Origin of the sequence: Endozoicomonas sp. 4G (assembly GCF_023822025.1) — a bacterium.
GTDB lineage: Bacteria > Pseudomonadota > Gammaproteobacteria > Pseudomonadales > Endozoicomonadaceae > Endozoicomonas_A.
Genome location: NZ_CP082909.1, coordinates 863,774 through 888,714, shown reverse-complemented (window position 1 = coordinate 888,714; position 24,941 = coordinate 863,774). Strand labels below are relative to the sequence as shown.

The 24,941-nt window shown below is 49.1% G+C and carries 19 protein-coding genes and 1 tRNA gene; 12 read left to right on the top strand and 8 right to left on the bottom strand.

What is annotated here, in order from left to right:
• Nucleotides 1-156 precede the first annotated feature (156 nt).
• Entirely contained in the window at nucleotides 157-2,316 is a 2,160-nt protein-coding gene (locus K7B67_RS03390; RefSeq protein ID WP_252178974.1) for a hypothetical protein, read from the top strand.
• A gap of 29 nt (nucleotides 2,317-2,345) precedes the next feature.
• Here K7B67_RS03390 and K7B67_RS03385 read toward each other — a convergent pair whose 3' ends face one another.
• Entirely contained in the window at nucleotides 2,346-3,734 is a 1,389-nt protein-coding gene (locus tag K7B67_RS03385; RefSeq protein WP_252178973.1) for a WD40 repeat domain-containing protein, read from the bottom strand.
• Nucleotides 3,735-3,977: 243 nt separating this feature from the next.
• On the opposite strand from K7B67_RS03385, the gene K7B67_RS03380 reads away from it, so the two are divergent.
• Nucleotides 3,978-6,125 (top strand): type I secretion system permease/ATPase, encoded by a 2,148-nt coding sequence (locus tag K7B67_RS03380; protein ID WP_252178972.1) that lies wholly within the window; start codon nucleotides 3,978-3,980, stop codon nucleotides 6,123-6,125.
• Between the two features lie 4 nt (nucleotides 6,126-6,129).
• Nucleotides 6,130-7,554 carry an HlyD family type I secretion periplasmic adaptor subunit gene (locus K7B67_RS03375; protein ID WP_252178971.1) on the top strand — a complete coding sequence of 475 codons (1,425 nt, stop codon included), beginning with the start codon at nucleotides 6,130-6,132 and terminating at the stop codon, nucleotides 7,552-7,554.
• Nucleotides 7,555-7,613: 59 nt separating this feature from the next.
• Here the strand turns inward: K7B67_RS03375 and K7B67_RS03370 are convergent, their stop codons facing one another.
• The 5 genes from K7B67_RS03370 to K7B67_RS03350 form a co-directional block, all read right to left on the bottom strand.
• Nucleotides 7,614-8,555, bottom strand: coding sequence for a ribose-phosphate pyrophosphokinase (locus K7B67_RS03370; protein WP_252178970.1), 942 nt, complete (start codon nucleotides 8,553-8,555; stop codon nucleotides 7,614-7,616).
• A gap of 159 nt (nucleotides 8,556-8,714) precedes the next feature.
• Nucleotides 8,715-8,789: transfer RNA gene (locus tag K7B67_RS03365), tRNA-Gln, on the bottom strand.
• 40 nt (nucleotides 8,790-8,829) lie between these two features.
• On the bottom strand, nucleotides 8,830-9,714 hold the full coding sequence (gene ispE, locus K7B67_RS03360; protein WP_252178969.1) for a 4-(cytidine 5'-diphospho)-2-C-methyl-D-erythritol kinase: 885 nt from the start codon (nucleotides 9,712-9,714) through the stop codon (nucleotides 8,830-8,832).
• An 82-nt stretch (nucleotides 9,715-9,796) separates the two neighbouring features.
• Nucleotides 9,797-10,444 (bottom strand): lipoprotein insertase outer membrane protein LolB, encoded by a 648-nt coding sequence (lolB, locus tag K7B67_RS03355; protein ID WP_252178968.1) that lies wholly within the window; start codon nucleotides 10,442-10,444, stop codon nucleotides 9,797-9,799.
• 61 nt (nucleotides 10,445-10,505) lie between these two features.
• The gene (locus tag K7B67_RS03350; RefSeq protein ID WP_252178967.1) at nucleotides 10,506-12,233 is read right to left on the bottom strand and encodes a tetratricopeptide repeat protein; all 1,728 of its coding nucleotides are present in this window, start codon (nucleotides 12,231-12,233) and stop codon (nucleotides 10,506-10,508) included.
• A gap of 522 nt (nucleotides 12,234-12,755) precedes the next feature.
• Between K7B67_RS03350 and hemA the strand changes: the two genes are divergently transcribed.
• The 5 genes from hemA (at nucleotide 12,756) to K7B67_RS03325 (ending at nucleotide 18,491) form a co-directional block, all read left to right on the top strand.
• On the top strand, nucleotides 12,756-14,042 hold the full coding sequence (gene hemA, locus K7B67_RS03345; protein WP_252178966.1) for a glutamyl-tRNA reductase: 1,287 nt from the start codon (nucleotides 12,756-12,758) through the stop codon (nucleotides 14,040-14,042).
• Between the two features lie 68 nt (nucleotides 14,043-14,110).
• Nucleotides 14,111-15,202: a peptide chain release factor 1 gene (prfA, locus tag K7B67_RS03340; protein WP_252178965.1), complete on the top strand. Its 1,092-nt coding sequence runs from the start codon at nucleotides 14,111-14,113 to the stop codon at nucleotides 15,200-15,202.
• Nucleotides 15,195-16,064 (top strand): peptide chain release factor N(5)-glutamine methyltransferase, encoded by an 870-nt coding sequence (prmC, locus tag K7B67_RS03335; RefSeq protein ID WP_252178964.1) that lies wholly within the window; start codon nucleotides 15,195-15,197, stop codon nucleotides 16,062-16,064. Before prfA ends, prmC begins: the two co-directional genes overlap by 8 nt.
• Nucleotides 16,065-16,211: 147 nt before the next feature.
• Complete coding sequence (gene hemH / locus K7B67_RS03330; RefSeq protein WP_252178963.1) at nucleotides 16,212-17,234, top strand: ferrochelatase; 1,023 nt, start codon at nucleotides 16,212-16,214, stop codon at nucleotides 17,232-17,234.
• A gap of 153 nt (nucleotides 17,235-17,387) precedes the next feature.
• Nucleotides 17,388-18,491 (top strand): ATP-binding protein, encoded by a 1,104-nt coding sequence (locus tag K7B67_RS03325; protein WP_252178962.1) that lies wholly within the window; start codon nucleotides 17,388-17,390, stop codon nucleotides 18,489-18,491.
• Between the two features lie 10 nt (nucleotides 18,492-18,501).
• On the opposite strand, the gene K7B67_RS03320 is transcribed toward K7B67_RS03325, so the two are convergent.
• Entirely contained in the window at nucleotides 18,502-19,329 is an 828-nt protein-coding gene (locus tag K7B67_RS03320) for a hypothetical protein (RefSeq protein WP_252178961.1), read from the bottom strand.
• A gap of 190 nt (nucleotides 19,330-19,519) precedes the next feature.
• On the bottom strand, nucleotides 19,520-20,089 hold the full coding sequence (locus K7B67_RS03315) for a YajG family lipoprotein (RefSeq protein ID WP_252178960.1): 570 nt from the start codon (nucleotides 20,087-20,089) through the stop codon (nucleotides 19,520-19,522).
• Between the two features lie 590 nt (nucleotides 20,090-20,679).
• Here K7B67_RS03315 and K7B67_RS03310 point away from each other — a divergent pair.
• From K7B67_RS03310 to K7B67_RS03295, 4 genes are all read left to right on the top strand, one after another.
• Nucleotides 20,680-22,227, top strand: a complete 1,548-nt coding sequence (locus K7B67_RS03310; RefSeq protein ID WP_252178959.1) for a 2-isopropylmalate synthase — start codon at nucleotides 20,680-20,682, stop codon at nucleotides 22,225-22,227.
• 5 nt (nucleotides 22,228-22,232) lie between these two features.
• Nucleotides 22,233-23,060 carry a hypothetical protein gene (locus K7B67_RS03305; protein WP_252178958.1) on the top strand — a complete coding sequence of 276 codons (828 nt, stop codon included), beginning with the start codon at nucleotides 22,233-22,235 and terminating at the stop codon, nucleotides 23,058-23,060.
• A gap of 34 nt (nucleotides 23,061-23,094) precedes the next feature.
• Complete coding sequence (gene rimI, locus K7B67_RS03300; protein WP_252178957.1) at nucleotides 23,095-23,562, top strand: ribosomal protein S18-alanine N-acetyltransferase; 468 nt, start codon at nucleotides 23,095-23,097, stop codon at nucleotides 23,560-23,562.
• A 157-nt stretch (nucleotides 23,563-23,719) separates the two neighbouring features.
• Nucleotides 23,720-24,721, top strand: a complete 1,002-nt coding sequence (locus tag K7B67_RS03295) for a GIY-YIG nuclease family protein (protein ID WP_252178956.1) — start codon at nucleotides 23,720-23,722, stop codon at nucleotides 24,719-24,721.
• The last annotated feature ends 220 nt before the right edge of the window (nucleotides 24,722-24,941 follow it).

The window sequence follows — 24,941 nt, the reverse complement described above, 5'->3', positions numbered from 1 at the left end:
TATCATTTCCGAGGGTCAAGGACCTTTGACTGACGCTATGTAATCCGAGTACCACGCCAGACTTATTGGTGATTGATTACAGTACAACAGGGTTTAATTTTCCAGCCGGTGTGTTTTATTTTCAGGCTGATGGCCTGATTCAGGGGGGCGTTGTCTATGAACCACCGAACTCGTCGTATCTATCGAAAAGACCGCGATACGAATCAAGTCGGCACTGACTCTTTAGTTTTTTTAATTATAAAATCTAAAAATATAAGAACAAAGACGTCTTTTCCCATTCTTGCTCTTATGTTTATTGCTATTACATGGATTGCCAGCTCCAGTGCTGGCGACGAAACCTGGCAACATCGTCTGCTTTTAATGAATTCCAGCGAGCTGGCTGCCAGTGAGGAACCCTTGAATACCTATAAGGGTTCTGTTTCCTTCTATAACGCTTCCCATATTCTGCTGACTGTTAATAATGCTACTGATTCCAGATCCCGCTTTTTAGTTGATTTCAATAACCTTAACGTTGTTCAAAAATGGTCAGATGTCCTTGCCACCTCGCCTCCCGTGCAAGACTCTCTCTTCAGCGAGCCGTTAGCCGAATACCTGGGGCAAAAAGCAGGCTCGGTGGTCACTGTGCCACAGTCGAACCTGACATATATTGCGGCTCTGAATGACATACAGGAAGGCGACAATGGTATAGCCATGATGAGCTCGCTGATTAAAGTGGACAAAGACTGGCAGGAGAATCAATGGCGGAATCGCACTCTCGCTTCATCTTCAGACATTCCGGCTCTAAAAGACATTGTTGGTATGACACTGTCATCGGATGGACGCTTCCTTGCTGTGGTCGCTGCCGAAACCCAAACCCTGCTGATTTTTCGATACGACCAGGAACAATTGTATCTGTTGCAATCAGTCTCCAACCCGGAAGATCTTGAGAAAGTGGACAGCTGGTTCGGAGTACAGGATGTCACCATTGCCGGACTGCCCGATGATGCCAGCACCGCCTTTATTGCCTCTACCGACCGGTTCGTTCATCTGGTGGTTTTAAACAAGGAAAATCAGTGGGAAACTCAGGAGGCTCAACTTATTGGCCTTCGAAACATGCCTCAGGCACTCACCAGCATAGCTTCCAGCCCGGATGGCAGAAAAATAGCCGTGATAGGCAAACGAGGTACCCTCCATACCCTGAAACTCATCTCGCCCCCTTTATTCACAGAATGGCAGGATCCTCCTGAATATGACTACGATGAATCCGATATGGAAAATAACCGATTCGTAGTAGGGCTTATGAATGTGACAGACCCCAATCAGTCAGACAACAAGGATTATTCTCAATTGATCGTCAGGGTTGAGTGTGAAGGCCATGAAGGCAATTGCCCGTTTATTTGGCAAAACGAAAGTTTAGTGCTCAACCCCGAGAGTGATACCCCTTTGAGTAAAAAAAGCGGTGGCTGGGCATTATCAGAAAGATGGCCCCTGACGGTAACAGCAGCTAACCCGCACAGCCAGTTCAGTCAAATACGAACAGTGGTCAACGTAAAACCAGCGGATTACAACTACCGAATATTGAAACGGGTGATCGCTGCCCTGGTGCCATCGTTGGCCATAGTAGGCTGTGGCGGTTGCGGTCTGATTAAATGGTATCGATCAAGAATGAGAACCTATGAACTCAATCACGAGACCTCATCCGACGATCACATAGAAAATATCTCTAATCGCCCTGAAAGCCAGGATCGACCATCAACGCCAGCAAGTTTAATGGTTCAGTTTGATCCTGAATCAAATGCAGTGAGCCAGACGCTGGTGTACCCGGCACCAGGTAGTACAGGCTCTAGTTTAAGCTTAACCCTGGCCTGGCCTGCCCCTGAAGTTATAGATACGACCACTGTAGATGTCCCTGAAGTTGCAAGTACGACCGTCGTAGATGTCACTGAAGCTGAAAATACAACCGTCGTAGATGTCACTGAAGCTGAAAATACAACCGTCGTAGATGTCACTGAAGCTGAAAATACGACCGTCGTAGATGTCCCTGAAGCTGCAAATACAACCATTGCAGATGCCTCTGAAGATACAAATACAACCATTGCAGAAGCCCTTGAAGCTACAAATATGATGGCCACTACAGATGCCCTTGAAGCTGCAAATACGGCCACTGAAGATGCCTCTGAAAATCGCGAATCTGGGCATGAGGAGCCAACTATCCCACATCATGCTCTCAGAATACCGAAGGCGATTGGATACGCATATTGCAGCCAACAAGGACCGCAAAATTGTTTTAAATACCTTGGTGTTGATATCAAAAATAACAGAACAAAAGAGCGGTGATCTCGTGCGATGCCCGGCTTAAAGGTGAGTCACCAGCATCGCAAAATAACAACAGCGTTAAACAACGTGGTCAGTAGCGGCATCACTGAAGCAACCAGCGGTGGCGAAAACGACTCAAGGGGCTGAGCCGCTTGATGAATCCTCATGAGATGGACGGAATGATCAAAGCGATTGCCGAACACCAGCAGGTCACCACTGAAGTCAAAGGTAATTCGGTTTCCCGGCCAACCGGCACTGCCATCGCGACTGGTCAGGGTTGTTTGATAACAGAGGCTACCATTGCCAAGCTGAACAACGTGCAGGCCCAGCTCGCCAGCAATCAAAAAAGTTTTATTGTCGTATTGTCGGATTTCATCCAGTTCTCCCAGGTCTGGCCAGCTTGACTCGATGGTATTCTCAACGCCTTCCCCATTCGATGAAAAAATAGCATTCTCACAGGCACCAAATGAGCAAACCGGTTGGGTCAAGGTCGGCTTGCCAGGCGCGGTTTGGCATTGATGGGAATGCAAGCGACAGCCAAGAGTCTGATAGGAATAGTGAGCTGGGCCCGTGCCAGTGAATTGATTAGCAACCTCAAGAGGGCATAAAACCAACTCTCCACCTCTATGGATAACCAACAAGTGTGCATCTGCGAAGATGGCTCCAACGGGTTGGTCAATAACAGCGTCGCCGATAGCCGGTGTCAGTACGGTTACTGGCCGCCAGTCTCCAGCTGATTGCTTAAAGCAGGCTATCTGGTTGTCAGACGCCCAACTGACACACAATTGCGTGCTGTCTTTGCTGAAACGGGCTGAGGAGCAGCCTTGGCGAAAAAGATAGTGATTTTGCCCACCAAAGCGTTGGAATGATCCTGTTTGACAGTTTTTTTCCTGCTGGTAAATCCGCAGCTCACCCATGAGTAGAGAGCAAGCCGCGAGCCATTTGCCATCAGGGCTCACCTCAAGCGATGAAACACCAGCAAACGTCACCTGAGGGCCGGTGGTCAGCTGCCCTTGTTCCCAACTGAAGCTGCCAATATTTCCTCCCTCTTCACCTGAATCACTGGCTACGTAGAAGCAGTTTTCATTTTTAACCAGACTTCGATGTTGTCTTGAGTTGGGTGATAGCTGGGTCTTCGTTTGCACCGCACACGGGTCAGAATCCTCTGAACAATGGAACGCAAGACAAAGCCCTCTGTCGTTTAAAACTACTATTGTCGTATTGTTTTTTTGGGCAAATAATGCCACGCCCGCAGGAGCTCCAAACCATTGAGTCTCATTGGCAAACGGGTAGGTTTCACGCAACAACACGTTGTCAACCAGTGTCAGCCCAAACCCAGGCGAAGGTGTACCAAGAACCAGAAAAATAACGGTACAGCAAGTACAGCCCCTGAGCGCAGCAAAGCAGGCAGAAACCTTACGTACAATATCAGTATTCAAGTTGACCCCCTCTCAAATTACGGAATTTACGCCCATTCGATAAAGTAGCACGCTTAATTGAGAGTCTGCCTGCAAAAGAACTTTTAACGATGCCCAAAATACATATGCAAAAAATTTGTAACGAAACCAGCGGAGATGTCTACACTGTGAGACTCAACTGAACAGCTGTAACGTATTACGGGATTGCACCTTCAGGTTAAAGCGTCGTTTGGCAACACAAATCAGGACTTAAGGATATTTCCAATGAGCACTACAGATGCTGATACCGAGCCATCTGCCGGAAGTGGCTTGTTTTGCTTTTTGTTGATGATGCAATACCTGAAGAAAACCATCGACATCAGCGTCATCAAACATGAGTTCTGCCCCGAGGGAGAAGACCTGACCCCACTGACGATGCTCAGGGCTCTCAAACAACTCAAACTAAGAGCCAGACAAGTCAGAATCAGGCGGCAGCGATTAACTAAAAGACACTGTCCGTTTATTGCCATAGACAAAAACGAGCAGTTTTTCATTATTGCCGCCATCAGTGATGGTAAAGCATTAATTCAACGGGAAGGAATGAGACCAGAGTCCATTTCTTTAGATGAGCTCTGGAGTCGTTGGGGTGGCCAGGCCATTTTAATCACTGATCGAAGTGTTCTGCCAGGCAACAATCAGCACTTTGATATCAGCTGGTTTATACCGGCTATTGTCAAGTTTCGAAAACTGTTCAGGGACATATTGGTTGCTTCTTTTTTCATGCAGCTATTTGCCCTGCTGACGCCACTTGTTTTTCAGGTGGTGATGGACAAAGTGCTGGTTCACCGGGCAGAAATGACGCTGAATGTACTGGTTATCGCCCTGCTGGCCATTTCCCTGTTCGAGGTTACGCTGGATGGCTTGAGAACCTATGTTTTTTCACATACCACCAACCGGGTTGATGTTGAATTAGGCACCCGGTTATTCCGGCACCTGCTGAAACTTCCTGTTGCGTTCTTCCAGAGTCGACCGGTGGGTCAGGTTGTGGCTCGTGTGCGTGAGTTGGAAAATGTGCGAAACTTCCTGACCAGCAGTGCGCTCACCCTGGTCATAGACCTGTTTTTCAGCCTGTTGTTTATTGTGGTCATGTTCTTCTATTCCAGTCGGCTGGCCTGGATCGTGATGGGCTCGATTCCGTTCTACATCATCATTTCTATTTTGATTACTCCCCGCCTGCGCCAGAGAACCGAAGAATTGTTTCACCGCAGTGCCATTAACCAGGCCTTTCTGACCGAAACCCTGACCGGGGTAGAAACCCTTAAATCCATGGCCATCGAACCCCAGATGCGACAGCGCTGGGAACATCAGCTGGCCGGTTTTGCCCAGGCCTCTTTTCGCTCCGTGGTCACTGGCATGTACGGCAGTCAGTCGGTGCAGCTGGTGAGCAAGCTGGTCATCGCCCTGTTGATGTGGCAAGGGTCTCTGGAGGTCATTCATGGGCATATGACGGTCGGCGAACTGATCGCCTTCAATATGATTTCAGGCCAGATCTCCGCCCCCATCCTGAGGCTTGCCCAGCTCTGGCAGGACTTTCAGCAATTTCGCATTGCCATCGACCGCCTCGGAGACATCATCAATGCTCCCACCGAACCCCAGAGTCATTTAAGTCAACCCTCACCTCCGGCAATGAAAGGAGCTATCAAGCTTGAAAACGTTGTGTTTCGCTACAGCCCTGCGAGTCCGGCAGTACTGAACCGCATTGACCTGGACATTCCAGCAGGACAGGTGATCGGCATTGCTGGCCGTTCAGGCTCTGGTAAGTCAACGCTGACCAAGCTGATCCAGCGGCTTTTTATACCAGAAAGTGGCAAGATTTATATTGATGGTGCCAACCTTTCCCTATTAAACCCGGCCTGGATCCGACGCCAGATCGGTGTCGTCCTTCAGGACAGCGTGCTGTTTAATGGCACTATTCGAGACAATATTGCGCTTGCCGATCCAACCCTGGACATGGAGTCAGTCATCGCTTCAGCCCAACTGGCCGGAGCTCATGATTTCATTTCCGAAATGCCCCATGGCTACAATTCTGAGCTGGGTGAGCGCGGCGTAGGATTGTCCGGCGGCCAGCTTCAGCGCCTGGCCATAGCCAGGGCACTGGCCACCCAGCCCAATATCTTGATTTTTGATGAAGCGACATCGGCTCTGGATTATGAGTCAGAAAAAATTATTCAGGACAATATGCGGGCTATCAGCAAAGGCCGCACCGTCATCATCATCGCCCATCGACTCTCAACTATCCGTCGTTGTGATCGGATTATAGTGATCGAAAAAGGGATTATTGAAGAAGATGGCAGCCATGATGAGCTAGTTCAACAGCAGGGACGCTATGCCCAGCTGTGGTCTTCACAAATCGATGTAACACAAAGAGTTTAAACCATTGGGACGCATTCTCACGCTGATCAGAGACAGCCTGCACCATGAGAAAAAACATCCTCGGGTCAGGCGCAAAAAAGATGAGCTGGAATTTCTGCCAGCCGCTATTGAAATTCTCGAATCACCCCCATCACCGTTCGCCCATGCCCTGATGTTGCTGATTTGTGCCCTGCTGACCTTTGTTTTGCTTTGGAGCTGGTTCAGCTTTATTGACACCGAAGTCACCGCCAATGGCAGAATAATACCCGTGGGCAAGGTCAAGGAAGTACAGTCGCTGATTGCTGGCCGGGTGGATACTATTTATGTCACAGAAGGTGAGCATGTTCACAAAAACCAGTTACTGATCAAGCTGAACCCCACTGAACCCGAAGCGGATATTCAGCAGCTTGAAGCCATGTTGCTGCAAAACCAGCTCAATGTCGGGCGATTGCAATTGTTGCTTGAATCGGCAACGGAAACGCCCCTGGCACCGCCCCCCAACCTGCAAAAATGGATTACCCAGACTAAGCTACCGCTCTCGGGAACGCCCAGCCCTGACCAGTGGTTTCGCCAGCAACAGTTGCTGGATTATGACTACCAGCATTATCAGAGCAGCAATCAATCCATAGTGCAGCAAATCAATCAGCGCCGGGCAAAAATCATGGCGATTCAAGCCGAAATTGATCGACTGCAACTACTTAACCCCCTGCATCTGGAAAATGAAAAAGCGACTCGGCAATTATTGGACAAAGGTCTTATATCTCGGCTGGAGTGGCTGGCCACCAGGGAAAAACAGCTGGACACCAGCCAGCAGCTGCAGGTTCAGCAAAGTCACCGGAATGAAGCAAAGGCAGACCTGGCAGCGCTTGTTAGTGAAAAAGAAAGTAGACAAAAAGCATTTCGTCATGAACGCATGGAAAAACTCAATGAGCTCAGCGATAAGATGACTGAGCTACAGATGAGCATTATCAAAGTCAGGGAACACCACCAGAATTGTTATATCCGGGCACCGGAAGACGGCACGATACAACAATTATCGGTGCTGGGTGACGGCTCGGTGATCCAACCGGCGGTCACTTTGATGTCGTTGGTTCCAGACAATGCTGAGTTGCAGGCGGAAGTCATGGTGGAAAACAAGGATATCGGTTTTGTGAAGGTGGGGATGGTGACCGATATCAAAATAGAAACCTTTCCCTATACATTTTTTGGCTATTTACCAGGCGTAGTTGAGCTGGTTTCCAAAGATGCCCGGAAGCAGGACGAGCAGGGATTAATGTATCCGGTATACATCCGATTGCAGCAGCAATTTGTCAATGTTAACGGTCAGAAGGAACCTTTGCATGTGGATATGATGGTCTCTGCCGAGGTGAAAACCGGCAAACGCCGACTACTGGAATTTTTTCTGGAACCCTTTTTGCGCTACCGTGATGAAGCACTGAATGTTCGTTGAATGGGTTTGACACCCTCGCCTGAGCGAGGGCTTACGGCGTTTTTGCTGATGCTCTGAAATTACTGGAACATCGCACTGATGGATTCAGCGTTACTGATTCTGCGAACAGACTCAGCCAGCAGAGGGGACATATCCAACTGACGGATGCAATCCAGAGCCTGGGCAGCCGGACTCAGAGGAATAGTGTTGCTGACCACCAGTTCGTCCAGCTCGGAGTTAGTCAGGTTTTCCAGGGCACGACCCGACAGAACCGGGTGAGTACAGTAGGCCAGCACCTTGGTAGCGCCTTTGGCCTTCAATGCCGCGGCGGCTGCGCACAGAGTACCGGCTGTGTCGACCATGTCATCGACCAGCACACAGGTACGACCGGCAACATCACCAATGATATTCATGACTTCAGATTTATTGGCTTCAGGGCGACGCTTGTCGATGATCGCCAGATCTGTGTTCAGGCGTTTGGCCACAGCACGGGCACGAACCACACCACCATGGTCAGGTGATACCACCATCAGGTTCTCATAACCTTGACGTTCCATATCGTCCAGCAGGATGGGTGAGCCGTATACGTTATCCACAGGAATATCGAAGAAGCCCTGAATCTGATCGGCGTGCAGATCCACCGTCAGAACACGATCAACACCAACACCGGCGATCATATCAGCCACCACTTTGGCACTGATAGGTACCCTGGAAGAACGTGGACGACGATCCTGACGCGCGTAACCAAAGTAAGGCAGCACTGCCGTGATACGAACCGCAGAGGAGCGATGCACAGCATCGGCCATAACCAGCAGTTCCATCAGGTTGTCGTTGGTCGGGGCGCAGGTGGACTGGATGATAAAGACATCACGACCACGAACGTTTTCCTGGATTTCAACGGCTATTTCGCCGTCACTGAAACGGCCAACGTAGGCCCTGCCAAGGGGAATATGCAGGTGATTGACAACCTTTTGCACCAGCTCCGGATTTGAGTTGCCGGCAAACACCATCATTTTCGACACGGATAAGTACCTTGCTCTGGTCGTAGTCGTGGGTGGATGTAGCTCTTCGCCAAACGAGCAGAACCCCCATCGCCGACGGCAATGAGAGTCACATCATTCTGTTTTGGGCTGCCTGGATTGGCAACGAGAGAGCTATCTGTAAGATAGGATTCAAAACTGTGGCTGGGGTGGAGGGATTCGAACCCCCGCATGGCAGGATCAAAACCTGCTGCCTTACCGCTTGGCGACACCCCAGTAACATAATTCGCAGTGACTGTAAGTGGGATAATGGACTTTAATTCACACATGATCGCAGTTGACTGATCGAGTGGTGAAGCGGAGATGTATTGACACCACTGGCAACAAAACTATCAACATCAGAGTCGATTCCTGCCAGAGTCGTTTCCGCCTCTTCACGACTGGCAAACGGTACAAACACACAGGCACCCGAACCGCTCATCATAGCCTGCCCCACGCTCGAATTTCCGGAATTATCCAACAGCATTAAACATTTATCAACTTCCGGATAAAGCCTGCGAACCAATGGTTGAAAGTCATTGGTCAGCTCATTTCCATGCAGCCTGTTCAATGCGGCGCAAACTTTAATGGGACGAGTATCTCTTGTCAATTCCTGATGACGGAACATTTCGGTGGTATTGACATGACAGCCAGGCTTGAGCACCAGGTACCAGTACTCCTCAGGACTGACGGGAGTAAGCTTTTCGCCAACTCCCTCGGCAAAAGCGGCGTGCCCCCGAACAAAGACCGGAACATCAGCTCCCAGTTTCAGCCCCAGTTCTGCCAGCGTATCGTCATCCAGCCCCAGCCCCCATAAAATATTCAGGCCGTGGAGAGTGGTCGCCGCATCAGAGCTTCCGCCGCCCACTCCACCGCCCATGGGCAGACGTTTAACCAGCGTAATTCTGGCACCCTGTTCACAGCCAGTATGGACTTGTAACAGACGGGCAGCTTTAAGAATGAGGTTGTCCTCATTGACCAGTTCCGGCAGATCACAAGCCAGCAATAACTCGTTATGAGGCTCGAAGGTCAGTTCGTCAGCAACATCCAAAAACTGGAAAACGGTCTGAAGCTGGTGATAACCATCTTCCCGACGTCCGACTATATGCAAGAAAAGGTTTAGCTTGGCAGGAGCAGGGAGAACCAGAGCTGAAGGCGACATCAACAAACCATCCTGAAATTACGACCATGAACGATTAAACGACTTCTGCCCTATAAAAGAACAGAGATTAAAAACAAAAAGCTTATTTCAGCTGCCAGGTTCTGGCAAACAGTGTTGCCTCTACTTCACCCTGTCGGACTTTTATTCGGGCAGGCAGGGTGATTCCGGAAAAGTCCTTGTACTGCAAATATTCAACCTGCCACCCCTGTTGAGTCATCAACTCGGGATAGCCCTGATTATTTAGCCGGATACTGGCGCGGCTCCCGGGACTGGGCAGCCCCATGACCCAATATCGCAGCAGGCTGACGGGCAAATCCCAACCGGTCAGCTCAAACAGCAACTTTTCAGGATTCTGGTCACGATAGCGCTTTCCAGAGGCTTCCAGTTCTACCGAACCCGGTTGGCCATTAATTTTTGCCACCGACTGGCCCAAGGGGCCATCCAGGTAGATAAGATAACGCTCTTTATTCTGCTGCCACTCCAGGGAGAGGGCTCCGGAATCTCCGGGAACCCTCAACCCCAGCCGCCCTTTCAGGTGCCAATGATCCAATGCCTTCAGCTGCTTTTGATGAGCCTGCCACAACGACTGGCGCTGAGCTTCTGAAAGCCCTTTCTCTGGTTTGGGAGCCGTGACACAACCAGAAAGCAACAGGGCAAAAACCATAAGAACAGCCAGTTTTAGCTGCAATGAAAAGTCAGTCAGGGTTAAGGTAGAAAACGGAATCCGCATACAGCCTGCCAGTTTTTGAAGGTGATGAAACGAGCCCCGCAAGGCTCGTTATGATGGGTAATCAGTGAGTTTCCAATCGCTCACGGGTTTTTTTCAGAATGTCGCTGTCCGGGGTCTTCTGCAAAGCTTTATCCCAAAGCGCCTGGGCTTCTGCTTTTCTCCCCAGAGCCCAAAGCACCTCACCCAGATGAGCCGCTACTTCATGATCAGGATATTTTTCATAAGCGTCCTGGAGATAAACCAAAGCCGCCTGATGGTTGCCCAGACGGTACTGAACCCAACCCATGCTGTCCAAAATGGCAGGATCGTCTTTATCCAGGGCATAGGCTTTCTCGATCAGCTCCCTGGCCTCTTCATAACGATCGGTACGATCTGCCAAGGTGTAGCCAAGGGCGTTCAAAGCGGCTGAATTATCGGGCTGGCTCTTGATAATAGCACGGAGGTCTACCTCAAGATCTTTGATTCTTCCCATTTTCTCATAAACCATGGCCCGACCATAAAGCAGGTTAGCATTGCCGGGATAGCGCAACACAGCGTCTGTAAACAGCTTTAAGGCCTTGTCCAGCTCTCCGGCATTCACCAGAACTTCTGTCTCAAGCAAATAAAGCTGCTCTGCATGAACCGGGAACCGATTGCGGTCTTCTGCCAACTGCTCCCGGGCCTCGGCCACTTTGCCCTGCTTGAGCAGCATCTGGACAAGGGCAACCCGAGACATCATGAAATCCTTGCCCGGCATCACATTCAGAAAATATTCCTGAGCCTGGTCATACTGCCCTTTCTGTTCCGCCATCCAGCCCAGGTAATAATGTGCAGTACTTTTTCTCTGCCCCAGGGCCAGCAGCTGTTTAAAGTATTTTTCAGACTCTGCCAGCATACCGCTCTCAAGGGAAATCAGCGCCAGAGACAACAGGACTTCAACATCATAAGGCGACTGATCCAAAAGCACCTGAAACTGCTTACGCGCTTCACTTAGCTTATCCAGATGCACCAGCACGCGGGCGTAAATCAGACGCAAACGGGGGTTTTCAGGATGTTTTTTGACGGCATCAGCCAACATTTTCTCAGCCTCTTCCCCCTTGCCCATCTTATTGAGAATCCGGCCTTTGAGTATGATCGCCTTGACATTGCTGGAGTCTCTGGCGAGCAGCTGATCACAGAGTTTGATCGCTGCCGCCAACTGGTTGTCACGAAGTAACAGGATGGCTTTGCCCAGTATCAATGATGGTTGACCGGGGTGCTCCTTGAGAATGCTGTCAAAGGTGCTCAGCATTTGCTTCCTTTCATCCTCAGGAAGCTCTGAGGCAGTGACTGCGAGGAAATCAAAATTAACTTCACCCTCCAGGGTCAGCACCTTTTTCATCTGCTCGACGGCACGGTTCAGTTGCCCCGCCCTGATCAGCTCAATCGCACTGGCCTGCAACGCCGCTGCATTTTCATCATCCAGCGTTGACCAGAGTAAGGCCGCATCCAGAGACGCCTGCCGTGCGCCAACCATCTGGCTGATTTGATAGGCGCGTTTAGCAACCCCTTTGTCCTGAGTTTTGTGAGCCTGTTTGAGGTAATTCCCCAAGGCCAGATCATAACGTTTATTCTGCCCGCCCAGTTCCGCAACCAGCAAATCGTAAAGGGTATCAGGTTCAAAAGAAGCTACCGGCTCTTCCAGCTCGTTGCTGACCGGAGCAGGAACAGGCTCAGCCGCCACCCCGGTCTGCCCTGAACGTTGAACTGAAGAACAACCCGACACCAATATAACTGCCAGCAATAAAGAGAAACCATTAAGTTTCTTCATAAATGGAATGCCTTTACCCGTTGGAAATGTTGGAAATAATGTCTGCATTGAAGCCCGCAGCCCCGGATGAATCCGTTTCAACTGAGACCTTTTTTATCATGACACACCAAATTATGGTGAGAAACATTTTGCTACGGAGCCTGTACCGGGAGACCGGATAACATATTTCTCTTCTGCTTTGGGTATGGCAGGATACATCCTGGTTTGCAGTTGTTGCCGTTCCATAGGAGAATTGATCGGCCAGAATGTCCATAACGCAAGAACTGCGAACGATCAGGTAGTAATAATCGGCCTGACATGACGGGAATTCCCTCTGCTTTTATTGAAATAACCTTGGACAAACATCAGCCTGCTGCCCAGTGTTGTAGAATACTGTGTGGTCAATAATAGCATTGACTCTGAAACAAACAGCCCAATCTTTTGTCAGAAGGCACGGAGACTGGGTTGTGTAAATGAACATTGAAAGTAAGAAGACAGCCCCGATGGGGCTGATTAGAGTGTAAGAAAAGGCAACAGGACTTTATGGGGTATCTTACCGCCGGTATTAATCACAAAACTGCACCCGTCGCACTCAGGGAGCAGGTTGCTTTTTCACCTGAGCAACTGCCTGAAGCGCTTCAGGATGCCCGCCATTTCATGCACACCAATGAAGTGGCCATTTTGTCTACCTGTAACCGGACAGAACTTTACTGTGCCAGCAACGCCGATTATCACAAAGCCCTTGAATGGCTGACCGGGTACCACAACCTGGATCAGAAGCTGCTGAGTCAACACAGTTATATCCATCACGACAAAGCCGCTGTCCGCCACATGATGAGAGTGGCCTGCGGCCTCGACTCAATGGTGTTAGGTGAACCCCAGATTCTTGGTCAGCTGAAATCAGCCTACGCCCAGGCCCAGGAAGCCGGGACTATTGGCTCGCTGCTATCGAGACTGTTCCAGTACTGCTTTACCACTGCCAAACAGGTTCGAACCAACACTGCCATTGGCAGGCAGCCTGTTTCCATAGCCTACGCAGCCACAACCCTTGCCCAGAGAATCTTTGCCGACCTTTCTGAGAACACAGCACTACTGATTGGTGCCGGTGAAACCATTGAACTGGTCGCCAGACACCTTCACCAGCAAGGCCTCAAAGACATCATCGTCGCTAACCGAACCATGGGCCGGGCGAAACTGCTGGCTGACAAATTTAATGGCAAGCCCGCCCTGCTTTCGGATATTCCTCATTTATTGCCAGCCGCTGATATTGTCGTCTCGTCAACGGCCAGCCCGGTTCCTGTACTGGGTAAAGGCACCGTTGAAAGAGCCATTAAAAAGCGCAAGCATCGCCCCATATTTATGGTGGACATTGCGGTTCCCCGTGATATCGAACCTGAAGTCACTGAGCTGCCAGACATTTACCTGTATACCGTCGATGATCTTCATGGCGTGATTCAGGACAATATGCAGCAGCGGCAGAATGCCGCCAAGGAAGCCGAGCTACTGATCGAAACCGGTGCTTTCGAATTTATGAGCCGACTACGCTCACTGGATGCCGTCAGTGTTCTGCGCAGCTATCGACAAAATACCGAGGCACTCAGGGATCGTGAGCTTGAAAAGGCCATACTGTCTCTGGCCAATGGCATTCCGGCAGAACAGGTTCTGAATCAATTTGCCCGTTCACTGACCAACAAACTTATGCACACCCCCAGCGTGGCATTGAAGAAAGCAGCGGCACAAGGTCAAAGCAACCAACTGGAGTGGGCTGAAGAGCTGCTGGGCATTCATCGCCGTTACGAAGACCCGGATAAAGGGCCAAGCCATTCTTAGTTTTACATCACCGAATTGCTGTTTAACCCATCAGGCTCACGCCTGAACCAAACATTGATTACATCAAAATGAAAGATCCCAACCTGGCCAGTCTGAGTGCCAAACTTGAAACCCTGCTGGAACGCTTTGAGGAACTGGCGGCTTTGCTGAGTGACCCGCAAGTCATCGGTAATCAGGACCAGTTCCGGAAACTCTCCAAAGAATACGCAGAGCTTGAACCTGTCGTTAATGCTTACCGGGAATACGACCAGATTCAAAAAGATTTGGAAGACGCCCGTACCATGAAAGACGATCCGGAAATGGCCGATCTGGCCGAAGAAGAGATTCAGAGCTGCGAAGAAAAGCTGCCAGCCCTGGCCCAGGAGCTGCAACTACTGCTTTTGCCCAAAGATCCCAGGGACAACAATAATACCTTTCTGGAAATTCGTGCCGGTACTGGCGGTGACGAAGCGGCTATTTTCGCTGGCGACCTGTTCCGGATGTATTCCCGCTACGCTGAAAAACGCGGCTGGAACATCGAAGTCATCAGCGCCAATGACGGCGAGCACGGTGGCTATAAGGAAATTATTTCCCGCGTGGTGGGCAACCATGTTTTTGGCCATCTGAAATTTGAATCCGGCGCTCATCGGGTTCAGCGTGTGCCTGAAACAGAATCCCAGGGACGTATACACACCTCAGCCTGTACCGTCGCTATTATGGCAGAACCCGACGAGCAGGAAGCCATCGAGATCAAAAAGGAAGACCTTAGAGTTGACACCTACCGCTCATCCGGTGCCGGTGGTCAGCATGTGAATACCACCGATTCCGCCATTCGCCTGACTCACCTGCCCAGCGGTATTGTGGTTGAATGTCAGGACGAGCGTTCACAACACAAGAACCGGGCCAAGGCCATGGCTTTGCTTTCTGCAAAACTACAGGATGCTCAGGAAATGGCTGCCGCCAAAGAGATCAGCGAAACCCGTAAAAGTCTGGTGGGCAGTGGTGATCGTTCCGAGCGTATCCGAACCTATAACTATCCACAGGGGCGGGTTACGGATCATCGTATCAACCTGACGTTGTATAAACTGCCTGAGATTATCGAAGGTGATCTCGACCCGGTGATTAACCCCCTCCTTCAGCAACATCAGGCGGATCTGTTGACAGGCTTGTCTGATGAATAAGCCAATGGGCAGGATTGATCAGACCCTCAGTGAGGCCACTCGACGCCTCACTGACAGTTATGCCACCCGAAGAGAACAAAGCGACACGGCCCGTCTTGATGCCGAAGTGCTGCTGTGTCATGTGCTGGACAAACCCCACAGCTACCTGTTCACCTGGCCCGAGAGAGAGCTGACGCGCGAACAGGCTGAGCAGTTTGAGTCAATGCTGAGACAACGAATACAAGGAACCCCTGTCGCTTATATAACGGGAGAGAAAGAGTTCTGGAGTCTGAAACTTAAGGTTTCACCTTCCGTACTGATTCCCAGGCCCGATACTGAACTGCTGGTAGAACTTGCCCTGTCTATGCCTGTTTCTGATCAGGCAGCGGTTGCTGATCTTGGCACAGGCAGTGGTGCCATCGCTCTGGCCATGGCTGTCGAGCGACCACAGTGGCAAGTGATCGGCGTTGACAGGCTGCCCGGACCGGTCGCCACGGCTAAGAAAAATGCTGTTCTGAACCAAATCGGCAATGTCACGTTTGTGGAAGGTGACTGGTGCTCGCCCCTGGCAGAGCCGCTCGATATGATTGTCAGCAACCCGCCGTACATTCGTGAAGACGACAAGCATCTTGCCCAGGGCGATGTGCAGTTTGAACCCAGGTCAGCACTGACTGCTGGCAAAGACGGTCTTGATGATATACACACCATCAGTCAGCAGGCCTTTGCAAAGCTGAAACCAGGAGGCTGGTTATTGCTTGAGCACGGTTATGATCAGGGCAGAGATATCCGACTCATACTGGAGTCCAATGGCTTTACGGCGGTTAGCACACGACAGGACTTGTCTGATCAGGATCGTGTTACTCTGGCACAGAAACCTGTTTGATTCAGAGCCGGAAAGGTGTATTTCCGCTATGCTCACGTTTTTTGGTTATACTCCATAGCTTTAAACTGAAAACAGTGAACTGTTAAACCGTCATGTGCGATAGGCATCTGACTACGAAAGATTTCTCAAGGCAGACAGGAAGTAGGAATGGAAAATACCGGAGCATTGCTGGTTAACCTGGGTTCGCCCAATAGCCCCCATGAACAAGATGTACGACACTATCTGAATGAATTTCTAATGGATAGTAACGTCATCGACATGCCCTGGCTCTTAAGGCGCATGATTGTCAGCCTGTTTGTCCTGCCCAAAAGACCCGCTCAGTCCGCCAAAGCCTATGCCTCTGTCTGGACCGAAAAGGGCTCCCCCCTGATCTCTATCAGCAAGGACCTTCAGCAAGAAGTCCAGAAACTGACTTCCATGCCGGTAGAGTTAGCCATGCGTTACGGCAAGCCGGATATGGAAGGCGCTGTGGTCAGACTGGCCAGCAAACCTGATATAAAGGAAGTTCTGCTGTTCCCCCTCTACCCACACTACGCCATGTCCACCGTCAAGACCGTGGTAGAAAAGGCTGAAAAAATCATCAGTGATCACAAACTACCGGTGTCGTTAAAAGTGCATCCCGTATTTTATGATCACGATGCCTACATTGACGCACTGATTGAAAGCGCAAAAGACTATCTGGAGAAGGATTACGATCACATCGTGTTCAGTTATCACGGTGTTCCGGAAAGACACATCCGCAAGGATGACTGCACCGGTTCACACTGCCTGAAATCCAACGACTGCTGTCAGAAAGCATCACCTGCTCACCAGTCCTGCTACCGACATCAGGTATACAGAACCACCGCCTGCTTTGTTGAGAAAGCCGACATCCCGGTGGATAAATACTCCGTCGCCTTCCAGTCAAAACTGGGACGGGATAAATGGTTGGAACCGGCTACCAGCAGTACGATCAAATCACTGGCAGAGCAGGGTATTAAAAAGGTTCTGGTGATCTGCCCGGCGTTCGTGGCTGACTGTCTGGAAACCCTTGAAGAAATTGGTATGGAAGCGAAGGAGGACTTCATTGCCGCTGGCGGTGAATCCCTGGAACTGATTCCCTGCCTGAACAGCCACCCGGCCTGGACGAAGCTGGTCAGTCAATGGCTGGAGAAACCGCTTCAGAATTGATGCGTTTCCCCCTATCAATGGCGCCCAAACTTCGTTCACCCTGGGCGCCTTTCGACTATTCGCTAAGATTTCTTCAATGTTGTAAAATGTGTCTTTGTTAGATACAGACGATAGATTACATTAATTCAGATAAAAATTGATAGAGATTCCAATATGATATCGAACTTTAAAATAAATAATTTCAGATTGTTTGGTGATGTGGAAATCAATAACCTAAATAGAGTCAACTTAATTGTTGGAAAAAACGGCTCAGGTAAAAGTGCACTACTAGAAGGGTTTCTGTTATATTTCTCAAGAGTATCACCAGACTCTTTACATGAACGCTTGCACTGTAGGCAGGAGCACTGGGAGTCTCAGCAAAGTAAATATACACAACAATTACTGTCTAACCCTATAAGACATCTGTTTAAAGGTCATACCATTCCTGACATTAACAAGGATGGGTTTAAGCTATCTTCTGATAAAGAAACTATACATGTCAAAACAGCTGCGTATATTAGGGAGGAAACTGAAAATGGCATTACTAGAAGAATGCTGTTAGAAGATGAAGTCGATGAATGCGATCCAGATTTTTTGGAAAAATATATCGTTTCTGAAACAAATGGATCATACAAAATATTATTTTCGCTCAACTCCGAATACCGAGATATTAAACGAAGATCCATCAACTTCAAGAAAAATGATTCAATTCCTTATCAATTTGTTCCAACCGATGGAATAGATGACTCTTTAGCATCTTTATTATGGGATGGAATTTCATTAACTGAATTAGAAAAAGAGGTTTTAAAAGGGGTAAAACTAGTAGAACCTAATGCAATGGGTATAACATTTGTAGAAAATTCCGGTGGTGTCAGAAGCCCATCCAGAATCCCTCTGGTGAAACTAAAAAATATTGCTGAGCCTGTACCTCTAAAAAGCTTGGGTGACGGCATGTCTCGTATATTTCAAATCATTTTATCTTTAGTTAGCGCTAAAGGTGGTGTATTAATCGTAGATGAATTCGAAAATGGTTTACACTGGAGCATCCAAGATGATGTATGGGATATCGTTTTTAAATTGGCATCCAAGCTAAATATTCAGGTTTTCTGTTCAACTCATAGTAGAGACTGTATCAATAGTTTTGAAAACACTTGGAAGTCATATAAAAAATCAGCCAGTTTTATCAGGGTTTTTAAAAATGAAGGAATTTCTTCAGTAAAAGAGTATGACTTAGAACTTCTAAGTGACTCACTTGAAACTGATCTTGAGGTACGATAAGTGAGTGACTTTAAGTAGCACCTGACTTTTGCGATAGGTTATACAACAGAATGGTCCAACTAAGAATGCGATCAACCATTACCGGTGTTAGAAGGATTAATGTTTTTAAAATATAGTTATTGCGTTTAATTCCTACATACGAGCTTCCAACAATAAGAGGCATAGCCAATACCACCATTTTTGAAATATCGTTTACATCTAATCCTTTACTCTGACCCGCATAATTCCTGACAATAACTGACAGGAAAGATGCTAAAGCATTGCTGTCTGAAAAAATATAACACAGTTTATTTTTTGTCCCCTGATAAAGTAACATTGCAACCATGGAGTTGATAATAAATTCATTTTCATTCGATTTTAACTGATCAGCCCCAAACTCGTTATAGACCGACACCCGATCACTTAATGATGCAGCCACGGAAATCAAACTAAGAAGACTGCCTCGAAAAAGATAAAGGCCTTCTCTCATATCAAACTCGTCAATTATGCTCTTTAGATCACCGGGTTCTGGCCGTAAACAACCCATAAATTTTTCAGGTGCATTAGCCGCATATTTAGTTGCACCATTTCTATCTTGGGTAATATAGCTCCTGATTAATTCTAAATCATTAATCCCAATATCTTGTCCATAAGCGACACCTGCCCTTCCGGTAAGCTTTATTTTGTGTATGTATTCTGACGGTCTGGTATAAAAAACTAAAGACAATGGAGCTTCAGCCACTGCATTTATCAATTGAGTAGCAATCATATTATAGTAACCCCCTGTTTCGTTTATTCCTTTCGCTTTTGCTTCAATTGATAGAAAAATTACTGCTATAACAAAAAATAAATTGCGCACCGAGTCAGCCCCATACCATAATAGAAGTGATTATTTTATTTAGTAAGCTGGTGCATGTAAGCAATCAGTCCGATAAAACCAGCTTTAAAAACGCCTCAAGGACAGAAAAATAGCACAAGTTGCTTGCTCTGCAAGCCGAGCTACATTCCTGCCCTCAAAGTACGACGCTTTACGCTGATTCGATAAATACTCAGGCCTGTTTCAGAAAGCCTGTCAATTTTGGATCGGCCAACGCCCTGCTCAGCACATCACTGAGCACCTGATTGATCAACTCTTCGTTCTTTTCATCAGACGGTGCTTTGGGTACACGTTCGGTGATTTCGGTGGCGTAGACGCCTTCGAAACGCTGACCATCTTTGATAATCCTGACCCGCACTTTTGCCTTCAGGTCAACCTGGGTGATATAACTGCCTTCAGGCACTTTGTATTCCAAATCATCAAGATAAACCTGGAACTGAGGCACATCTTCAGACTCAGTTACGGTCAAGCCCATTTCCCTCAAACTCATCTCAACCGCCGAGCGAATAGCCAGAGTCAGACGGTCATTGGTCGTGATGTCATTGGTATCTGAATAGACCCCTCCCCGATGACCCAGAGAACGGGACAATCGTTCATCGTAAACGGTCACACTGACGGTTCCCTGTAATGGTTCAACGGGCTTTTCCACAGCAATTTTGGGAGTGACATCCACTTCCTGAGGGCTCAGGGCACATCCGCCCAGGGCAAGGGCTCCCAGCAAAATAAGTGACGCTTTTTTCATGTCCGGCTATCCTTTGATGGGCAGAACGCCCTTGGCGAAAAGAAAGTAGGGTCGCACAAATCCTATCCAGTCTCGAAAACCGGATCAACCCGCTTGGCAAAACGGTTTATAGAGGATATAGTTCGACCTCATTCGATCCACAAAACAACTTAACGCTGATTTCAAAACGCTGAGCGTGATTACAATGCCTGTAGCGAACGATAAGCACCAGCCAAAAACATTCCAGATCGCTCACGGTAGCGCCATCGGTGCAGCCGTGGTGTTGCCGCCTGAATCCATATTTTGTTCTTCCCGCCTACTACTCCTACTGCCTTGAGCAGATTATTTAACTTCACCTTCGACCCCGGCCAACTGGCCCTCTGACTCCAGAGTCAGAAAAGTAGTTATATTTGAATAAATTCCGACTGCCAAGTGCAGAAAATGCCGCCTGTTGCAAGCACCACCAAAACCGGCATTGTCATACAGCACAGCCTTGAGCAGTAGAAAGCCTTGAGCAGTAGAAAGCCTTGAGCAGTAGAAAGCCTTGAGCAGTAAGTAAAAAGTACAGCAAAAAAACATTGAGCTGATAAAAGAACAGCGGAGCAGCAACCATGAGCAACGATCAGGTTATTATTTTCGATACCACCTTGAGAGACGGTGAACAGAGTCCCGGCGCAGCCATGACTGGCGACGAGAAGCTCCGGATTGCCAAATCGCTGGAAATACTCAAGGTTGACGTGATTGAGGCGGGATTTGCCATCGCCAGCCCGGGCGATTTTGAGGCCGTCAAGAGCATCGCCGAAACCATTAAAGAGAGTACTGTCTGCAGTCTTTCCCGGGCACTGCCAAAGGATATTGAAGCCGCAGGTCAAGCGATTCAGCCAGCTGCCCGTGGTCGTATTCATACCTTCATTGCCACCTCCCCCCTGCACATGAAACACAAACTTTGTATGACGCCCGAGCAGGTACTGGAACAGGCAATAGCTTCTGTCAAACTGGCTCGCAATCTGATTGACGATGTTGAGTTTTCCCTGGAAGACGCCGGACGATCTGACATCGACTTTATGTGCCGTGTCATTGAAGCGGTGATTGATGCCGGCGCTCGCACCATTAACATCCCTGACACCGTTGGTTATGCGCTGCCGCACCAGTTCGGCAACACGATTGCCCAGCTGATTGAGCGTATTCCCAACTCAGACAAAGCCATCTTCTCGGTTCACTGTCACAATGACCTTGGGCTTGCCGTGGCCAACTCCCTGTCCGCTGTCGTTAATGGCGCCCGTCAGATTGAATGCACCATTAACGGTCTTGGCGAAAGAGCGGGCAACGCCTCTCTTGAAGAAATCGTTATGGCAATCCGCACCCGTCAGGATGAACTCAACGTCGAAACGGGGATCAATACCCGGCATATCGTTCCTACCTCCCGTCTGGTCTCAAGTATCACCGGCTTCCCGGTTCAGCCTAACAAGGCCATTGTCGGTGCTAATGCTTTTGCTCACGAATCCGGTATTCACCAGGATGGTATTCTGAAAAACCGTGAAACCTACGAAATTATGAAGGCTGAAGACGTTGGCTGGAACACCAACCGCCTGACCCTGGGTAAATTATCCGGCCGCAGCGCCTTCCAGTCCCGTATGGAAGAGCTGGGCATTACTTTTGCTGATCGTGACGAATTGACCGAAGCCTTTAACCGCTTCAAGATTCTGGCAGACAAAAAGTCTGAGATTTTCGATGACGACCTGCAGGCTCTGGTCAGTGACGTTCGTTCAGGCAATGAAGAAGAGAAATACCGTCTGATTAAGCTGGAAGCCGGCTCCAGCACAGGCAAACCCCCTGAAGCTCATCTGGTCATTGCGGTGGACTCTGAGGAAGTAGAGATACGCAGTGCCGGTGCTGGCCCTGTTGATGCGGTCTTTAAAGCCATAGAAAGTATTGCTGATTCCGGTGCCCATCTGGCATTGTATAATGTCAAGGCGATTACCAGCGGTACCGATTCTCAGGGCGAGGTCAGCGTGCGTCTGGAAAAGCAGGGTCGCATTGTCAATGGCTCCGGAGCGGACACGGATATCGTGGTGGCTTCTGCGAAAGCCTACATCAATGCCCTGAACCTGCTGAACGCTGATCATCCAAAAACCAACCCACAGACAGGAAACCTGTAACAGCCATGCAAGGCAGGATCAACGAGCGAACTCGACAACACTACCTCGATGCCATGGGAATCCAGACCTGGTTCCCAAGGCAGATCCTGCCTAATGCACTGCCGCCCCGGCCTTTTGACTGTTTAGAAGAGGAGCCAGAGGAAAGCTTTAAACCTGAGGCCTCCGGCCTATCTTCTCAACAAGCGTCGGCCCAAGTTTCTTCTGCTAGTACGATGGGCGCTGCAACGGCAAAAGATTTACTGGGCATCTCCGGTAGAGTCGAAACAAAACAAGACTCGAAGCCAGTGCCGCCAGTAACACAACCCGTTATAACTGAAGCTCCGCCAGTAGCTGTCAGCAAGTTCAGGCTGATAACCCTGTCAGCTAACGAACACTGTCTGGTAGTTGCAGAAATGCCTCACTCCGGGCTGAATCAATTTTCTCGATTTCACCAACGGTTACTCAGCGATATCCTGCGTGCCATTCAATTACCGCCTGAGTCGGAAGCCATGCCTTTCAGTGAGTTTGTCTGGCCACTGGGCAATATTGGCCTGATGGAGCACCTGAGCCAGGATGATTCTGCTGCTGCCGACGCGGTATGCGCCTACCTTAGCAACCAGTTTGGATTAGCCAGGCGAAAAGTAGTCCTGCTGCTAGGTCAGGCAGCAGCCCGCTTTGTGATTGATCCAAACCGAACCTTTAGCGATCTGAGAGGTTTGCAGAAAGGACTCCACTCAGACCAACACTTTATCGTCACCCATGGCCTTAATGAGTTGATGAAACTTCCAACACTCAAGTCAGAAGCCTGGCGAGATATTTATCCGATCATTAAAGAGCTGACCTCAGACAGCTGACAACCTCTCAGTTATCACAGAAAAGAATACTAATATGCTGTCGTTTAGAGCAATGACTCATCAGGATCTTCCAGAACTGGCTGCTATTGAGCAGGAGGCCGGGCCTCATCCATGGCAACAAAAGCACTACATGGACAGTATCGACTCAGGCTATCTCTGCACGGTGGCCGAGCACAAGGGCAGGATTGTTGCCCAGGGTGTCGTCATGATAGCTGCCGGAGAAGCCAGCCTGCTGATTCTGACTGTCTCTCGCAACGAGCAGGGCAAAGGCTTTGGCTCGGCTATGTTGAATCAACTTATCGACTCTTCAGCAAAGCAGGCAGAGACCCTGTTCCTTGAAGTGCGGGAGTCCAACCAGAAAGCATTCAACCTTTATCTGAACTCAGGCTTTAGTGAAATTGGCCGTCGTAAAAACTACTACCCGGCCAGCAAAGATCATAAAGCTGAAGATGCTATTGTTATGGCTCTGGACCTCAGTGTCAGGACGGAAAAAATCCTATGATATTCGGGATATTCTTAGCTGTATTGACGTTTCAATACAGCCTCAGTCCGCTATCCCTTAAAAGAGTTTTTGAATAGTGCACAATCCCCACTACACAGAAGAAAATCGGCGGGTATAATTGCGCGCCTGTCACCGTCAGTATAAAGGTTATCCAGCGTTGATTATCTTCACCGTCACCAATAAAGTAACCAAACAAATTTTTGTAGGCTCCACTCGCAATGACCTTGAGAGCCAGTGGGAAAAAATGGTGGCAGCCGCACACCAGGATCTGGACTACCCGCTCTACAGAGAAATCCGCATCCATGGCGAGGATGAATTTACCGTAGAAGAATGGGATCGGGCCGAGTCTCGTGAAGAGCTGGCGGAACTCGAACAGGACGCCATCCATTTTTTTGGTGCCGACAGCCTCAGAGGCTATAAGACCAGTACTGTAAAAATCCTGCCTAAAAAGAAGAAGCGCCAGCGTAAGTCCAGCATTGAAAAAGAGCTGGCCTCTATTTTTGCTGAAATTAATGAAGGTGATAGCAATACACCTCCAAGCCTTGCCATGAAATCCGGCGACGCGGGCAATCAAGCGGCCAATGAAAAGGCCACACAGGCTCCTGTCGCCCAAACCCCTCAACACTCGGCACCCGAGCCGGTATCTACACCGATGGCAGTGAACCTTACCCCGGCTGCAACTGACATCAAGGTTGAAGTTACTCAGCCTGAGACCGAAAAGCCAAAGCCCGAACCTACCCAATCTGCGGGTTCAAGGGCCAATGCCATGGTTCAGATGAACAGCATTGAAATGAGTGATGACATCACCGCCCAGCTGGCTGCGATTACTGCCGCAGCTGACGCCTGTCTGGCCGGCGATAACAATGCCCTGAGCCAACTGGATGTCCAGCCCGAACCGGCGGTTGAAGAAGACTCCCAGCCACCAGAGAGCATTGAGTCAAAACCCGCTGACATTGCTGAAAAAGAAATCATTGTTGCTGAGCCCATCTGCCCGAAACAGCTTCGCATACGTGAGGCTATTGAACGCCACAGAAAGCAACGTGCACAGCGCAGTGCTGAAAATCAGGAAAACGAGCGAAGAAAAATGGCTGAAACTCTCGCTGAACTCGATAGCAGAATTCGGGAAATGCACACCGGGAAGCTGGCAGCAGTCGCCTGATCACTTCGAGAGTCGGCCCTGAGGGTCGACTCAATTGCCCCGCTTATTTAACCACAACTTCTGTGGATAACCCTGTTAATGGTCTATTTCAACCTGTACTGATCCCCTCAGGGACAAGGCTTACAGCAAAGTGGACATTATTTGCTCACAAAAAATCATGACTACTACATGTAGGGGCATAGAAGAAAACAAGCACAAGACACCGTTTTATCGATAAAAA

What these genes read in the sequence shown, in the direction of transcription:
- K7B67_RS03380 (WP_252178972.1), top strand. Translation starts at nt 3,978, where the DNA reads ATGAGCACTACAGATGCTGATACCGAGCCATCTGCCGGAAGTGGCTTG.
- K7B67_RS03315 (WP_252178960.1), bottom strand. Translation starts at nt 20,089, where the DNA reads ATGAAAAAAGCGTCACTTATTTTGCTGGGAGCCCTTGCCCTGGGCGGA.
- hemH (WP_252178963.1), top strand. Translation starts at nt 16,212, where the DNA reads ATGGAAAATACCGGAGCATTGCTGGTTAACCTGGGTTCGCCCAATAGC.
- prmC (WP_252178964.1), top strand. Translation starts at nt 15,195, where the DNA reads ATGAATAAGCCAATGGGCAGGATTGATCAGACCCTCAGTGAGGCCACT.
- hemA (WP_252178966.1), top strand. Translation starts at nt 12,756, where the DNA reads ATGGGGTATCTTACCGCCGGTATTAATCACAAAACTGCACCCGTCGCA.
- rimI (WP_252178957.1), top strand. Translation starts at nt 23,095, where the DNA reads ATGCTGTCGTTTAGAGCAATGACTCATCAGGATCTTCCAGAACTGGCT.
- K7B67_RS03305 (WP_252178958.1), top strand. Translation starts at nt 22,233, where the DNA reads ATGCAAGGCAGGATCAACGAGCGAACTCGACAACACTACCTCGATGCC.
- lolB (WP_252178968.1), bottom strand. Translation starts at nt 10,444, where the DNA reads ATGCGGATTCCGTTTTCTACCTTAACCCTGACTGACTTTTCATTGCAG.
- ispE (WP_252178969.1), bottom strand. Translation starts at nt 9,714, where the DNA reads ATGTCGCCTTCAGCTCTGGTTCTCCCTGCTCCTGCCAAGCTAAACCTT.
- prfA (WP_252178965.1), top strand. Translation starts at nt 14,111, where the DNA reads ATGAAAGATCCCAACCTGGCCAGTCTGAGTGCCAAACTTGAAACCCTG.
- K7B67_RS03350 (WP_252178967.1), bottom strand. Translation starts at nt 12,233, where the DNA reads ATGAAGAAACTTAATGGTTTCTCTTTATTGCTGGCAGTTATATTGGTG.
- K7B67_RS03310 (WP_252178959.1), top strand. Translation starts at nt 20,680, where the DNA reads ATGAGCAACGATCAGGTTATTATTTTCGATACCACCTTGAGAGACGGT.
- K7B67_RS03325 (WP_252178962.1), top strand. Translation starts at nt 17,388, where the DNA reads ATGATATCGAACTTTAAAATAAATAATTTCAGATTGTTTGGTGATGTG.
- K7B67_RS03390 (WP_252178974.1), top strand. Translation starts at nt 157, where the DNA reads ATGAACCACCGAACTCGTCGTATCTATCGAAAAGACCGCGATACGAAT.